Here is a 12,465-nt window from a genome sequence, read left to right on the forward strand (position 1 = left end):
TCACTATCTGGTGTATAGGTTATATTTTTCTCTCCGACGTTTCACTATGTGAAACGAGAAACAGTCATCGAGACGGCTTATCTTCATCTTCAAACAGATTGCCCTGGATGCGAGCAATTTCTTCTTTTTTAACCCGTTTTATCACGGAATAAATCCACTGTAGCGAGACTTCGTACTTGCGTGCCAGGGCGCGGTGGTTATGGCCATTGAAGTCGGCAAATATCTCCCGGTCGCGCTGGTTTATTTTCCACATCAGCCCCATCGGGAAATAGACATTTTGCCCGCCCCATACCGCCATCATTTGACTGGCGACGGCATCGCCTATCTGGCTGGCAACAGCGGGGTCAACATCGATAATCTGTCTGACGATCTGCGCCGTGTGGTCGGCCAGCTCAACCAGTAACTCCGGCCCTTTACTGCGAAAGGTATGCTCTAGCATGAGGTTGTCCTTGCCACGCGTTTTTGCCACTGCTTGAGTTTCTCGATAACCTGGCTGGCCTGTTGGCTATCTAGCCAGTAAGGCGAATCACCGCCGGTTTCCCGTTTAACAAAGTGGGCCAGGGCTGTTGCTGACGCATCCCGGACAATGCCCTCATCGGCCATTGCCTGCCACAGGGCCTGCATTTTCTGGATTTGCGGACGGTCGGTCTGCTTTTTCGTCGTGGGTTGAGTCGGCTGGATACGAAAACCTTTGGCTTTTAGGGCGTTTAACACTTGCGCCAGTTGACCGATATTCAGGGCTTTTGCTGATGTTTTCCTCGTTAGCCTGTGCAGCATCTGGCGGTAAGTCGTGTCATCCAGTTTGAGGTGGTGGGCGGCAATATGGATTAACTGCAGGTATTTTTGTCGGGTCATCGGAGGCGTCCTTTATCGTTGTGGTCGGGGTCAGGATTCCTTATGCCATGAATAAAAAAATAATCCTTCGGGTTTTGAAGGATTATAAAATGAATATCGTTATTATACAATTGAATGCAGTAAACGCCGCTTTTCCGCTATGACTTCTTCACGCAAATCGCCTTGGCATCCATATCCTTGAAGGTTTCAAATTTTTCTGCGAACTGTTTGGCGGCCTGTTGACAGGCGGTTGCCGTGTCAAACGCCTGTGTATGCAGCGTGGAAAAAGCATTACCGGCATAGGGACTGGCGTATAGGGCTAAAATTAATATCCACATGATAATTTATCCTCTTTCACTGAATTAAGGTCGGATGTTCAATAAAACAAAGGCTGACCGCAATGAACACCAAGAAACCGGCAAACAGGCGGTTTTGTTGTTTGCGGGTTTCGGGCGATTGAAAATAAGGCCGCAAGCGGGCGGCAATGAGCGCGTAAAGCGTCATCATCAGCGCATCGACCATTACCATCGTCAGAGTCATAAGGGTAATTTGTGGCCCTAACGATTGGGACGGATTAAGAAAGACCGGTAGTGTGGCAAGTAGGAAGGCGAGCGCTTTGGCGTTGGTGATATCGGTCAGAAAACCCCAGCAGAACCGTTGCGCACAGCGGGTCAATGTCACGACATCGTAAGCATCCATGATGACTGGTGCGCGCCAGGTTCGGTAGGCGGCAAACAGTAGCCAGAGTACGCTAATGCCTTTCAGTAACAGCCAGGCTGTCGCTGAAGCGCGCAACGCTTCCGTGCCTAGTGCCACAATGGGTACCATCAAGCCTAATGCGGTCGCCTGACCGGCAATAAGCGGTAGCGTCTTGCACCATCCCCGCTGGAAGGCATGGTTAAGCGTGAGGATAGCGCCAGCGCCGGGTAATACGGCACTGAGCAAGGCACCGCCTAAAAAAACTAACCAAAGGTCAAGGTTCATGGTTTATTTACCTCGTGCGTTTGATGATGGGGTGGTGTTGATGGCGACTTTGCCGTGATACCTTTTAGCGGCACGACATCCCAATTAAGTACCCAGGCGCTATACCGCTGTCCGCAGTGTGGACAGGTCAGTAACAGGTCAATCCCCCACTCGCCGCTTTCCGGTTGTTGGATGATCTCGGCCTGGGTAGGATTCAGGCGTCGCGTTGCCTGATGGCAGCTGATGCAGGTAATGGTCATAACGTGTTTTCCTTATCTAAGGCGACGATGAGTTCGGCCAATATCTCGAAGGCATTTTGAAATTCACAATACGCGGCGGCAGAATGGTCTGCCTGCAGGTGATGCATGGCGCGGTTTATGTGCCTTTCAATTTGGCGGCGCAGAGGTTTTATTTCCTGATAGCTCATGAGGTCACCTCCTGCTCGAAGGGCGTAATAATGAAATCCTCAAGCTGATTGCGAAACGTAATGCCGGGAATATTCAGTCGCTGGATAGTGTCCTGATTTTTGAGCAGGGCATTTTTATCAAGCTGTGCTTTGCGAATAATGCAGTCGGTCTGTCCGTTTTCTTCCAGCGCCTGAATGATATCATCCACCCCTTTTACCGAAACGGACGGTGGGCGGTTACGCCATGACACCTCGCCGGTTATCAGGTTGGCGGTTTTGGTTTTGCCGTTTTGGGTAAGCGCCTCACGGTTGGCCTCGCACCAGGTCTGGATACCTCTTTGCAACAGGGTGATGCGGGCTTTCCTGGCTTCAATATCAGCCGCATGTTGATGGGTTAACCGCGCAATTTCATCATTAATCTCTGTCTCCAGTCGGGTCATTTCCCGCTGGATATCGCCCAGATTTTTAATATCGTTTATTACCTGCTCACGGGTTTGCGGCGTGCAGGCACCCGCCGCGGCTTTAAGCCGCGTTATTTTCTTTGCCATCTTTTTTACCTTTTCATTAACAACGTCGGGAATTAAACGCGCTCGAAAATAATGTCTTCCAGGGCGTCACTGTGTTGAATATGCTCAAATAAATTCATGTTGTATCGGGTCGCGATTTCACCAAGACGCTGGTCTTGTTCATCAAAATCACGGCAGTTCTCGCAAATCGACAAATAGGTTTCATCGTCCTGTTCCGGCATATCGACGGTCTTTGCCAAATAAACCGATTGGCGAGCGGTAATACGGACAGGGCGTGTTGTCATGATTAACGTACCTCCCAGGTGATTCGGCAGTTATCTTGCAGGAACTGGTATTTTTCCCAGCGGCCCTGACGGTCAGTACCCAGGGCATAGCGAACGGCATGGCCGTTTTTATATAACGCATCACACCGTCGGTCATGCAGCAGGGTAAGGGTCGGACGGCTATAGCCATCAACGGTAAACTGACTGACGATAAAACCTTCCTGGCTGAGTTTATCCATCACCGACAGGCATTGCCTGAACTGCTGCTGGATGGCCTGGTAGGTCATCGCTGACGGGTTTTTAATGGTCACGGCGGGGTTCAGCATAAAAGCCTCCTTTAATGCACACTGTGAATAATATTGGCGTCGATAACCGGGATGGCGTTTTGCGCGGCCAGGTTCATGGCGGCGGTCAGCAGGTTGCCGATAGCCAAGGGGTAAAGCAGGCTGACCGGCGTGTCTTTTTTCGGGCGCAGCCAGCTTAGGCGTTGACGCAGTGCCGGTATCGCATCCGGGCCAAGGACTTTGCTAAGGTCGCCGCCGACGCGTTTAAACTTGAAATCAAGAAAGTCGTTCAAGTGTTCATCTAGCGGCGGCAGGTCAATTACCTCGCAGCGCTGTACCACTTCCCTGACCGCTAACAGGCGCTCGGATAACTTGTCGCCCAGTTCGGGTTGTCCCAGCAGGACGATGGACAGCAGTTTTTTAAAGCCGTCTTCCAGCTCAAAGAAGCGTTTAAGGTGCTTTAAGGTCGGGATGGGCAGGCAATGGGCTTCTTCAATCACCAGTACATGGCTGTACCCGGCGCGGCTGCTCTCTTTTAATAGTCGGTGTAGCTGACGAAAGCGGGCCTCCGGCGAGCGTTTGAGTTTTTCCAGTGGGGCCAGGGTATGGACAATAGCCTCGGCGAGACTGGCGGCTTTCAGGGTTTTGCCCTGATGGTCGTTGTCTTCCATCGCCAGCACGTAGGGTTCAATCACCACCACCGGGGCGTTTTCCCGATAGATGCGGTCAGTCAGGTCACGTCGCAGCGTGCTTTTACCCGAGCCGGATTCACCGATAACCGCGATAAAGCCGCCATAGCTGGCGGTCTGGTACAACGCCTCGCGCACATAACGACTTTCAGGGGTTAAAAACACATCTTCATGACCTTGTACCGCGTTGTCGTCAAATGGGGCACGAAACAGCCCAAAATGCTTTTTGGTGGCAGTCAGTAATACCTGTTTTTTCAGTAACATGGTGTCTTCCTCGTTGCTAGGTGGTGTGTGCTTTTCCTTGCTGCTGGATGTGACCCCGTCAAAGCAGTCGTCCGCCGCGATGCCCTGGTCACTTAGCCAGCCACGGATGCGGTGTTTTAGTGCGTCGGTATCCTGTTTCGGCCACTGATGGTGATTGACTATTTGCGCCAGCGTCGCCTCGGAAAGGTCAAGCGCACGGGCCAGTGCTGCCTGGGTCAGGTTGTGGTGTTGTAACAGGGTTTTGAGTTTCAGCATGATGGCCTCCCGTTAACCGTGACTGGCCAGACTGACCACCACCTCGGTGGACTGGGCCATCAGCTCATCACCCAGCGCGTCGACCTGGTCAGCGGGTATGCCGTCCGGGAAGCGTTGGGTTAGCGTGGTGTAAAATTCACTGCGCCAGGTCTTGCCCGCCGCCTGGAAACGCGCGCGCAACTGTTGAACCACCACGACCGGGTTTAAACGTTCTTCAAAACGTGGCGCGCAAACCGTGGAAGCCTGGCCCTGTTTGGGCAGGTAAATGGGTGGGGTATCGCGTTCATTGTCCAGATAAGGGTTAAAGCGACCGCCCAGTGGCAGCGCTTTGGCTTTTTGCGCGGCAGCGGTTTCGGTGGGACAGGTGGTGCCATACATCGCCTGCTCGACTTCCGCCAGATGGTGTTGCGCCGGGGTGTGGGGTAATGCCTTGAAGGATTCGCCTAATGTTGGGGCATTGAGGGGAAAACCGTACTCGTCTTTCACCACTTCCGGTACCCGGTAAAAGACTTCCATGCCGTCCTCATTGATTATCACCACCTGTGCTTCACTGTCGCGCCAAGGGTTACGGACTATCTGTAGCCAATCGTTGTTACAAACACCCGGCACACCCCTAACGTCATATTCTTTGCTCCCAAATGACACGCGAAGATAGTCATTGACCTTACGGTTTTCCGGCAGACTCACCGCCAGTTCGCGGCACACTTCAACGGGTGGTGCCTTGATTAACTGCTGCGGAGTGATCCGTAGCCAGCTGTCGGTACGGGTCATGCCGGTACGGCGATGCAGCGCGGTACGGTTATACTTTTTACGCCATAACCCGACCCGGTGGTTCAGTTCATCAATATTATCGACTTGCACAAACCGCAGGCCGGATTCAAAACTACACTCCAGAATATCGCGCGCCTTTTCCACTGAGCCGGTGGCGCGGGCATTACGGGCTTTATGGGCGATAAGTTGAATACCGAGGGTTTTGCACAGGTTGCGCATCGTGGCTGAGACCAGCGCGCAGCCGGGGTCGGTATAAAGGATACGCGGTACACCATGTAATACGTCGGCCCCACTGCGCTCCTGCATGGCATTAATCAGCACATCGGTAAAGTTTTGTGCCGTTTCGCCGCCGAAGCGGTACTCGGCGTAAATCCAGCCGCTGGTGTGGTCGGTCAGTTCAAATGACCAGACGCGGTCATTGACAATACGGGCCAGATTTTTGGGCTTGTTCTTGTTAAACTCGGCCTCACTCATCATGCGCAGGCCGCTATCGCGCGTGGTGCGCCCTTTGGCGGGATTTTTCAGGTAATAGAGCACACACAGCGACGCATCCAGCTGCCAGACATGATTGGGATGCCCGGTTTTTAATTGAACGCACGGGGCAGGTACCCGTAACTGGTTGGGATGCAGGCGATAATGGTACAGTGCCCGGCTGATGGCATCGACCGACAGCGGAAACCACTCGCCAGTTTCATTATCAATATACCCGGCATCAATCAGGTTGTTCGCCCGCAGGTCATTAACCGTTTGCTGTAGACTGTAGAGGCGTTTACCATTATTGCGTTCAGATTCCATGATGACGCCGGATATCAGCAGGGCTTCGTCGCGTGTCAGGGCGCTGGTACCATAATCCACCCGCTGCTTGCGCGGCGGTTTATAACTGACCTGTTTGATTTTTCGCAGCAGCGTGGCTTTGGAAATACCGAGTGCCTGACAGCCTGTCTGATACACCGCGTCTTTGCCGCCATGCCCGGCTCTTTCAGCAGTCTGGGCAATGGTTAACAGACGTTCGGTCAGGATGGGGTTCATTGCACCACCTCCTCGACATTATCCTGTCCGGTGCCGCGCAGGTGTTCCGGTAACTGAAAATCCGCATCGTCGGCATCCGCATCGGCTTTTGTCCAGTCAGGCACCAACGCTGATACTGCGTGGTGGGGTAACGAAAAATCACTACGTAACACATTGATTTCAAACTCAATATCATTAAGCAAGCCCGCTAAATAGTCGGCGTGGGATGTGATATCACCACTGTGGCTGCTCAGTTTTTCCAGCCCTTCCCGAAAGCGCCCCATTAATATGGCTTTAACATCAAAGCCCACCAGGCCAATTTCTTCACGGAGCTGGCGTATGCCTTCTTCCCCTAACGGGCGATGCTGATTAAGCAGGCGTTTTTCGCTCAGTTCATTGATCTTTTGATCTTTCTCATTGGCCAGACGGCGGCTGGCTTCAAGTGACTTTTCCGTTTTACGCAGTTTTGCTTTTAGTTCCCGCACCGACATGCGATCAACTTCGTCTAGCGTCAAGCCCGCAATGGTGCCGCCTTCGGCCAATTCCGCCAGATCATCGTCGTCTTCCAGCATGAGTTCATAGAGTTTTGAACGGCCTAAACCTGAAAACGTATTCACCTTTGACTCAAGTGTCGGTGAAAGATATTTCAATGCTGCTTGTGCCATTTTTCGTGCTATTCGATATTCAAGACCTAACTGCTCTTGTACTATCTTCATGAATGTTCCATGTGGCTCATTCTCCTTAAGAATAATCAGCCGTTTCCCCGCCTCCAGCATGGCTTCGGCACTTTGTGCCATATAGAAGCGCGCTTCATGCACAATGCGCTCGCGTTCATAGGGCAACCCCTCGCCGTACTTATCCATAATGGCCTGCTGATGTTCAGCCAGGGCATTAAGGTTGTTCATTAAATCCGGTGCCAAAGGCTGTTCGGGGGCAATTTCAGCCGTTATCGGTAACGCTTTTCTACCCATTATTTTTTCCTCTTACGGTTTTGACGCTGATGCTACGCAGCGGCCATGCCTTTCTGCCATCTTGATTTGCGCCCGTTCGGTTTCATCAAAAAAGGCCAGGGCAATCTGTATCAATTCCTCACCGAGGCCGTAATTCCCATTGAAGCGCTTCTCAATCATTCCTTCTTCCACTAAAAATGGCAGGGTGCGACTGATATTGGCCGCAGAGTCATTGATTAGCGCCGCCAGGGCTTTATTGGACAGGCCATCGCGGTAATGCCCTTTCATGGCTTTCAAAATACGCAGCGCCCGTCGTGTGCGTGAAGAAGGGTGCAGTAATAAGGTGTTTTTCATCGGATGCCTCTTTTTCATTAATGGAAATTGTGTTACCGTCAGTGAAACGGGCGAATGTTATTTTTTATGGCGCTTTTTTCCCGATGGCATGGGAGAACCCATTATCTGTTCAATCGCCTGTTTGATTTTGCGGGCTTCCCCGCGCCAGCCCTGGCAGGAGCCATCAAGCAACATATAAACCTGATAGGGTTTGAAGCCGGATTGGCGTGCCCACGCCGCCACCGTCGGGTAGTTCTGATAGACACGATCATAAAAATTGCGCTTAAAGTCGGCGGGGTGTTGCAGTGACATGGTGTTACCTCCGTCATAAAAAGTTAAAAATAAATATACAATGGCATTCAAAATAATGTAAAGTCTTTTTTGTTTGTTTTTGTATGTTCTTTATTGCCGTAAAAAACCACTGGCTGTTATCGGCCTAAAGGAGACCTGTATGGCAAAGAAAAAAGCGGCAACCAGCCTGTCTGTAACTACGGCGGACAATATCACGATTGCGGGGGGGGGGGGGGCAATTGCATACCCTGAAAAAAATGCAGAAAACAGCGCCCAACAGGAAGTAATGGCACGTTTTGGGGATGGGCTACCCTATGAACGGGAAAGGATTGTGCATGAAGCCCGCTTCTATATGGCGCAAAGTGCCGAAGCCATGCTGGAGGCGGGGAAACGGCTGATTATTCTTAAGGAGAATGAGCCACATGGAACATTCATGAAGATAGTACAAGAGCAGTTAGGTCTTGAATATCGAATAGCACGAAAAATGGCACAAGCAGCATTGAAATATCTTTCACCGACACTTGAGTCAAAGGTGAATACGTTTTCAGGTTTAGGCCGTTCAAAACTCTATGAACTCATGCTGGAAGACGACGATGATCTGGCGGAATTGGCCGAAGGCGGCACCATCGCGGGTCTGACACTGGATGATGTTGACCGCATGTCAGTCAGGGAGTTAAAGGCAGCGTTACGTAAAGATGAGGCAGCCCTTAAACGCAGTCAACAACTGGTCGCCGAAAAAGAGAAGCAACTGCAACAGCTAAGCCAGCAACTGGCGGGCAAAACCTCGTCGGTTGCTGCAAGCGATGAACAAACACCCGTTGATGCACAGCAGTGGGTCACGCTGACGCTAGAAGGCGTGGGAGAACGCCTCAAATCCGAGCGCCTGCGATTGGGGCTTAGCCAGGAAATCTTCGCCGAACGGTGCGGGGTTAAAAAGCTCACTCAATACAACTATGAAAAAAGCGAACGACATCCTGATGCGGGCTACTTAATCGCGGCGAAAGCGTTAGGAGTCGATCTTCTTTATGTGATGACTGGTGAGCGCAGCGATGAAGCCAGTGCGCTCGATGTAGTGCGGGATGAGGAAGAGGCAGAGGTATTAACTGCCTTTCGACATATTCCGGGTGAAACCCGCGAAGTGGCTAAACGCACCCTGACAGCAATGGCAGAGAAAAAAGCCGCCCGCAGCCGCGCATGACCCATCCCTCTCCGTTGCAGTGGAGAGGGTTATTTGACGGTAATAATCAGCTCACGTCGTTGGGTGGGCTGATTACTGCTAAGGCTATACCGAATCGGGACGCTCTCCATCGCAAAGCCTCGAAACACTGCCCGCATCTCGGGAATATCATTAACCGAAATAATCATCATGCCCGCTAGGTCTCGTCCCATCCCCGCCAGTTTTTCATATTGCGCCAGACCAAAATCCACGCCATAGCCCTCGGTCCCCCAATACGGCGGGTCGCAGTAAAACAGCGTGTGCGGACGGTCATAACGGGCAATGCAGCTGGCCCAGTCCAGCTGTTCTATGGTGGTGCGTGATAACCGCAGATGCGCGAGCGACAGCTCTTCTTCCATGCGTAACAGATTCAGGCGTGGCCCCGTGGTGGTAGTCACGCCAAAGGTGTGCGCCGCCACCTTACCACCGAACGCCTGTTTTTGCAGGTAGTAGAAGCGGGCTGCCCGCTGGATATCGGTTAAGGTCTCGGTCGGGGTCATTTTCAACCAGTGATACATCGCCCGGCTGACCAGCGCCCATTTAAACTGGCGCATAAACTCTTCCAGATGGTGTTTCAGCACCCGATAGAGATTGACCAGCTCACCGTTGATATCGTTGATGACCTCCGCTTTGCTGGGTGACTTCATAAAGAAGAGCGCCGCTGCGCCACAAAACGGCTCGACGTAGCAGGTATGCGCCGGGAAGCGCGGTAAAATCTGTTTTGCCAGCCGCCGTTTACCGCCCATCCAGGGCAGTATCGGTAAAAAATATTGTTGCATTCACTGTAAGCCTTTTTCACTAATGGAAATTCGTGTAGACTCTTTCCTGTTCTCGAGAACGGAAAGCGCCACGGTTGACTCACAGGGCGGGTCGCGCTTTTTCCCTTGCCCCATTCGGGGCAATTGCTGAGCGTAATCTAGCGACTACCGGCTATCCCCACTAGTAAACCGCTTTAAAAGCGATTGGCGCACTGCCTTGTCACACTGTCTGCCTGATATTGAGGGAGACCGCCATGAAAACCCGAAAAAAATTGATGTTACCCCCCTTTAAAACCCCACGCCTCGGCGGCTGGTTGCTCACTGCGGCTGGTTTGTTGCTGGTGATTGGCCTGGTCTCACCGCAGCAATTGCCGGTGGTGCTCTACAAGCTGGCCTTAATCACCCTGGCGGCAGTCGTGGGTTACTGGCTTGACCGTTCGCTGTTCCCCAAGGCCCGCCCCGGTCAATATCTGCACCATGACCACCCGGAGGTGGCACAGGGTCGACATCCGGTACGCGGCGGCTGCCATCAGGTGTTTGCGGCAGCCCAACTGCGTCGCGCGGTGATTGTGGCAGCAGTGTGTCTGAGTGTGGCGATGGGGTTATGACCATGAACCGCTATCAACGTCCGCAGGGCGACCCCGGATGGCTGTTATTCCTTTTGCTGATAGTGCTCCTTGGTGGCGCGCTTGATGCCGATGCGGCGCGTCCCCCACAAGCCGCACTGCCATACCGGGCTGAGCTGATACGCAACGCCCGTCTGGTGTGGGGGCTTAATGCGCCAGTGGCGGATTTTGCCGCCCAGATTGAGCACGAAAGTGGCTGGCAGCCGGCCATCACCAACCGTATCGGTGCGCAGGGTCTGGGGCAGTTTATGCCCGCGACCACGGCCTGGATTGGGGAGGTAATGCCGGCACTGGCGGCCAAAGCGCCACTCAATCCCAGCTGGAGTTTACGTGCGGTGGTGAGTTTTGATAACTAGCTATGGCAACGATTATCGGCGGTCAATCGCTGTGAACGTATGGCGATGACCCTGTCGGCCTACAACGGCGGTTTGGGCTGGGTGCAGCGTGACCTTCAGTTGGCCAAACGTCTCGGTCACGACAGTGGGCGCTGGTTTCACCACATTGAACGGGTCAATGCCGGACGTCGCGTGAGTGCCTGGCGTGAGAATCGCCATTATCCCCGCCGTATTTTAAAAAGCCTGGCACCGCGTTACCTGACCTGGGGAGGGGCAAGCTGTGTTTAGTGCAGTCAGCCTGAAAAGCCTCGGCGGGGTTCTGGTAATGGCGCTGCTGTCGGGTATCTGGTGGCACGGCTACACGCAAGGCGCAGGTCGCGCAACCGAACGGTGCGTGGCAACCCTCAGTCAGCTGCGCGAGACGTTTGCCATGCAGGAAAAACAGCGCGCCGAGCAGGCCGCGCAAAGCCTGCAAGCCCTGCAACAACGATTTGCCCATCAGGTGAAGCTGGCGCATCAGGCTGAACAGGACTACCTGAATCGCATTGCGCAACTTCGTGACAAAACCCAACACTTAACAAGGCGGATAGAGGATGTTACCCAACATTGGCGGGATGAAAAAGGCCAGCCTCATGCTATGTCCTGCGTATTTACTCGTGGCTTCGTGCAGCACTACAACGCCGCCCTCGGGCTGTCAGACGTTGATGGTTCAGGCGTTGCCGCCCTTACCGGCGGCACTGGCAACCCGACCCGGTCAGCTGAGACCCCTGGCGAGCGACACACCCCGAGTCCAGTTACCCAGCGTGATATCCTCGCCAATATCACCGACAACGGGCAGCAATGTCAGGTCTGGCGGGCACAGGTCAATGGATTACTGGATTATATTGAAGGATTAACACCATGACATTACAGGTCGATTTTTGGGTACTGGTGAGCTATCTGTTTGGGCTGGCGGGCTTTCTCGCGGGGCTGGCCCGCTGGTTTATCCGCGAGACCGAAAAGCGTCAGGCCGAACGGTTTGCATCACTGGAGCGGTTGATGCGCGAGGCGTCCGATAAAGGGGTACGCCTTGAGCGCGAGGTACTGGAATTCAAAGTGGAGGTGCCGGAACGTTACGTCCGGCGCGACGAATTTATTCATTATCAGCAGGTGGTGGAGTCCCGGTTAGACGCGATTTACCAGAAGCTGGAAACGATACAACTGCGTCAGGTGGCAGGAGGATAAGAATGATAGAGACCGAACAGGCACGCCGCGAAGGGTTGCGCTGGGTGTTACTGCAGGTGGTCAACAAGGCGCGGCCGTATCCGGCCAATGACCGGCTACTGTGGGATGTGGGCCATTCGCTTTACCCGGACATGACCATGCTGGAGCTGCAAAAAGAGTTGCTGTTCCTTGAGGGCTTCAGTCTGGTTCGCCTGACCCGACCGCCCGCACGTTCATGGACGGCCACGCTGACGCCGGAAGGGGTCAATCTGGTGGAATACGTCACCGACGATATCCCCGGCATTGCCCGCCCGGCCAAATACTGGAGGGAGTGACGATGGCACCGCGCAGTCATATCGAAGTCTTGCCCGTCTCGGTGCGTGAATGGCTCGACCGGGCGCTGACCGAGCGTAATTTCAGTGGCTACCGGGAGCTGGAAGCCTTGCTGCGTGAGAAAGGCTATAGCATCGGTCGGGCGCAAATTTCTCG

21 protein-coding genes and 1 pseudogene are annotated in these 12,465 nt (G+C 53.4%); 7 read left to right on the forward strand and 15 right to left on the reverse strand.

What is annotated here, in order from left to right; translation table 11 throughout:
* Positions 1 to 64 precede the first annotated feature (64 nt).
* The 14 genes from V3224_RS29495 to V3224_RS29560 form a co-directional block, all read right to left on the reverse strand.
* A complete protein-coding gene (locus tag V3224_RS29495; protein WP_334467755.1) occupies positions 65 to 439 on the reverse strand; it encodes a Mor transcription activator family protein in 375 nt (124 codons plus the stop codon).
* Positions 433 to 855 (reverse strand): gp16 family protein, encoded by a 423-nt coding sequence (locus tag V3224_RS29500; RefSeq protein ID WP_334467753.1) that lies wholly within the window; start codon positions 853 to 855, stop codon positions 433 to 435. The genes V3224_RS29495 and V3224_RS29500 overlap by 7 nt, the downstream gene beginning before the upstream one ends.
* A 137-nt stretch (positions 856 to 992) precedes the next feature.
* Positions 993 to 1,172, reverse strand: coding sequence for a hypothetical protein (locus tag V3224_RS29505; protein ID WP_334467751.1), 180 nt, complete (start codon positions 1,170 to 1,172; stop codon positions 993 to 995).
* 16 nt (positions 1,173 to 1,188) lie between these two features.
* On the reverse strand, positions 1,189 to 1,818 hold the full coding sequence (locus tag V3224_RS29510) for a LysE family translocator (RefSeq protein WP_334467749.1): 630 nt from the start codon (positions 1,816 to 1,818) through the stop codon (positions 1,189 to 1,191).
* Entirely contained in the window at positions 1,815 to 2,057 is a 243-nt protein-coding gene (locus tag V3224_RS29515; protein WP_334467747.1) for a hypothetical protein, read from the reverse strand. The genes V3224_RS29510 and V3224_RS29515 overlap by 4 nt, the downstream gene beginning before the upstream one ends.
* Positions 2,054 to 2,224 (reverse strand): hypothetical protein, encoded by a 171-nt coding sequence (locus tag V3224_RS29520; protein ID WP_334467745.1) that lies wholly within the window; start codon positions 2,222 to 2,224, stop codon positions 2,054 to 2,056. The genes V3224_RS29515 and V3224_RS29520 overlap by 4 nt, the downstream gene beginning before the upstream one ends.
* Positions 2,221 to 2,751, reverse strand: a complete 531-nt coding sequence (locus V3224_RS29525; RefSeq protein WP_334467744.1) for a host-nuclease inhibitor Gam family protein — start codon at positions 2,749 to 2,751, stop codon at positions 2,221 to 2,223. The genes V3224_RS29520 and V3224_RS29525 overlap by 4 nt, the downstream gene beginning before the upstream one ends.
* Positions 2,752 to 2,783: 32 nt before the next feature.
* Positions 2,784 to 3,014 (reverse strand): hypothetical protein, encoded by a 231-nt coding sequence (locus V3224_RS29530; protein WP_334467742.1) that lies wholly within the window; start codon positions 3,012 to 3,014, stop codon positions 2,784 to 2,786.
* 2 nt (positions 3,015 to 3,016) lie between these two features.
* The gene (locus V3224_RS29535; protein WP_334467740.1) at positions 3,017 to 3,319 is read right to left on the reverse strand and encodes a hypothetical protein; all 303 of its coding nucleotides are present in this window, start codon (positions 3,317 to 3,319) and stop codon (positions 3,017 to 3,019) included.
* 11 nt (positions 3,320 to 3,330) lie between these two features.
* Entirely contained in the window at positions 3,331 to 4,485 is a 1,155-nt protein-coding gene (locus V3224_RS29540; protein WP_334467739.1) for an AAA family ATPase, read from the reverse strand.
* A 12-nt stretch (positions 4,486 to 4,497) separates the two neighbouring features.
* On the reverse strand, positions 4,498 to 6,285 hold the full coding sequence (locus V3224_RS29545; protein ID WP_334467737.1) for an integrase catalytic domain-containing protein: 1,788 nt from the start codon (positions 6,283 to 6,285) through the stop codon (positions 4,498 to 4,500).
* The gene (locus V3224_RS29550; protein ID WP_334469234.1) at positions 6,282 to 7,235 is read right to left on the reverse strand and encodes a DUF3102 domain-containing protein; all 954 of its coding nucleotides are present in this window, start codon (positions 7,233 to 7,235) and stop codon (positions 6,282 to 6,284) included. The genes V3224_RS29545 and V3224_RS29550 overlap by 4 nt, the downstream gene beginning before the upstream one ends.
* A gap of 12 nt (positions 7,236 to 7,247) precedes the next feature.
* Entirely contained in the window at positions 7,248 to 7,568 is a 321-nt protein-coding gene (locus V3224_RS29555; RefSeq protein WP_334469232.1) for an IclR family transcriptional regulator, read from the reverse strand.
* 57 nt (positions 7,569 to 7,625) lie between these two features.
* Positions 7,626 to 7,859 carry a hypothetical protein gene (locus V3224_RS29560; RefSeq protein ID WP_026821883.1) on the reverse strand — a complete coding sequence of 78 codons (234 nt, stop codon included), beginning with the start codon at positions 7,857 to 7,859 and terminating at the stop codon, positions 7,626 to 7,628.
* Positions 7,860 to 7,998: 139 nt separating this feature from the next.
* Here V3224_RS29560 and V3224_RS29565 point away from each other — a divergent pair, with 139 nt between their 5' ends.
* Entirely contained in the window at positions 7,999 to 9,036 is a 1,038-nt protein-coding gene (locus V3224_RS29565) for a helix-turn-helix domain-containing protein (protein WP_334469221.1), read from the forward strand.
* Positions 9,037 to 9,065: 29 nt separating this feature from the next.
* On the opposite strand, the gene V3224_RS29570 is transcribed toward V3224_RS29565, so the two are convergent.
* A complete protein-coding gene (locus V3224_RS29570; protein WP_334469218.1) occupies positions 9,066 to 9,833 on the reverse strand; it encodes a DNA adenine methylase in 768 nt (255 codons plus the stop codon).
* A 233-nt stretch (positions 9,834 to 10,066) separates the two neighbouring features.
* On the opposite strand from V3224_RS29570, the gene V3224_RS29575 reads away from it, so the two are divergent.
* The 6 genes and pseudogenes from V3224_RS29575 to V3224_RS29600 form a co-directional block, all read left to right on the forward strand.
* Positions 10,067 to 10,420, forward strand: coding sequence for a putative holin (locus V3224_RS29575; protein ID WP_334467728.1), 354 nt, complete (start codon positions 10,067 to 10,069; stop codon positions 10,418 to 10,420).
* A pseudogene (locus V3224_RS29580) lies at positions 10,417 to 11,061 on the forward strand (transglycosylase SLT domain-containing protein). The gene V3224_RS29575 and the pseudogene V3224_RS29580 overlap by 4 nt, the downstream one beginning before the upstream one ends.
* Positions 11,062 to 11,167: 106 nt before the next feature.
* Positions 11,168 to 11,677 (forward strand): hypothetical protein, encoded by a 510-nt coding sequence (locus tag V3224_RS29585; protein WP_334467726.1) that lies wholly within the window; start codon positions 11,168 to 11,170, stop codon positions 11,675 to 11,677.
* Entirely contained in the window at positions 11,674 to 11,997 is a 324-nt protein-coding gene (locus V3224_RS29590; protein ID WP_334467724.1) for a hypothetical protein, read from the forward strand. The genes V3224_RS29585 and V3224_RS29590 overlap by 4 nt, the downstream gene beginning before the upstream one ends.
* A 2-nt stretch (positions 11,998 to 11,999) precedes the next feature.
* Complete coding sequence (locus V3224_RS29595; RefSeq protein ID WP_334467722.1) at positions 12,000 to 12,311, forward strand: hypothetical protein; 312 nt, start codon at positions 12,000 to 12,002, stop codon at positions 12,309 to 12,311.
* Between the two features lie 2 nt (positions 12,312 to 12,313).
* Positions 12,314 to 12,465 (forward strand): phage protein Gp27 family protein (locus V3224_RS29600; RefSeq protein ID WP_334473932.1); only part of this gene is annotated, 152 nt, incomplete at its 3' end.

Source organism: Arsenophonus sp. PmNCSU2021_1 (genome assembly GCF_036919435.1).
In the GTDB taxonomy this organism is placed as follows: Bacteria; Pseudomonadota; Gammaproteobacteria; order Enterobacterales; family Enterobacteriaceae; genus Arsenophonus; species Arsenophonus nilaparvatae.

Excerpts from the sequence above, each read along its gene's own strand:
- V3224_RS29495 (WP_334467755.1), bottom strand. The coding sequence starts at position 439 with ATGCTAGAGCATACCTTTCGCAGTAAAGGGCCGGAGTTACTGGTTGAG.
- V3224_RS29500 (WP_334467753.1), bottom strand. The coding sequence starts at position 855 with ATGACCCGACAAAAATACCTGCAGTTAATCCATATTGCCGCCCACCAC.
- V3224_RS29505 (WP_334467751.1), bottom strand. The coding sequence starts at position 1,172 with ATGTGGATATTAATTTTAGCCCTATACGCCAGTCCCTATGCCGGTAAT.
- V3224_RS29510 (WP_334467749.1), bottom strand. The coding sequence starts at position 1,818 with ATGAACCTTGACCTTTGGTTAGTTTTTTTAGGCGGTGCCTTGCTCAGT.
- V3224_RS29515 (WP_334467747.1), bottom strand. The coding sequence starts at position 2,057 with ATGACCATTACCTGCATCAGCTGCCATCAGGCAACGCGACGCCTGAAT.
- V3224_RS29520 (WP_334467745.1), bottom strand. The coding sequence starts at position 2,224 with ATGAGCTATCAGGAAATAAAACCTCTGCGCCGCCAAATTGAAAGGCAC.
- V3224_RS29525 (WP_334467744.1), bottom strand. The coding sequence starts at position 2,751 with ATGGCAAAGAAAATAACGCGGCTTAAAGCCGCGGCGGGTGCCTGCACG.
- V3224_RS29530 (WP_334467742.1), bottom strand. The coding sequence starts at position 3,014 with ATGACAACACGCCCTGTCCGTATTACCGCTCGCCAATCGGTTTATTTG.
- V3224_RS29535 (WP_334467740.1), bottom strand. The coding sequence starts at position 3,319 with ATGCTGAACCCCGCCGTGACCATTAAAAACCCGTCAGCGATGACCTAC.
- V3224_RS29540 (WP_334467739.1), bottom strand. The coding sequence starts at position 4,485 with ATGCTGAAACTCAAAACCCTGTTACAACACCACAACCTGACCCAGGCA.
- V3224_RS29545 (WP_334467737.1), bottom strand. The coding sequence starts at position 6,285 with ATGAACCCCATCCTGACCGAACGTCTGTTAACCATTGCCCAGACTGCT.
- V3224_RS29550 (WP_334469234.1), bottom strand. The coding sequence starts at position 7,235 with ATGGGTAGAAAAGCGTTACCGATAACGGCTGAAATTGCCCCCGAACAG.
- V3224_RS29555 (WP_334469232.1), bottom strand. The coding sequence starts at position 7,568 with ATGAAAAACACCTTATTACTGCACCCTTCTTCACGCACACGACGGGCG.
- V3224_RS29560 (WP_026821883.1), bottom strand. The coding sequence starts at position 7,859 with ATGTCACTGCAACACCCCGCCGACTTTAAGCGCAATTTTTATGATCGT.
- V3224_RS29565 (WP_334469221.1), top strand. The coding sequence starts at position 7,999 with ATGGCAAAGAAAAAAGCGGCAACCAGCCTGTCTGTAACTACGGCGGAC.
- V3224_RS29570 (WP_334469218.1), bottom strand. The coding sequence starts at position 9,833 with ATGCAACAATATTTTTTACCGATACTGCCCTGGATGGGCGGTAAACGG.
- V3224_RS29575 (WP_334467728.1), top strand. The coding sequence starts at position 10,067 with ATGAAAACCCGAAAAAAATTGATGTTACCCCCCTTTAAAACCCCACGC.
- V3224_RS29590 (WP_334467724.1), top strand. The coding sequence starts at position 11,674 with ATGACATTACAGGTCGATTTTTGGGTACTGGTGAGCTATCTGTTTGGG.
- V3224_RS29595 (WP_334467722.1), top strand. The coding sequence starts at position 12,000 with ATGATAGAGACCGAACAGGCACGCCGCGAAGGGTTGCGCTGGGTGTTA.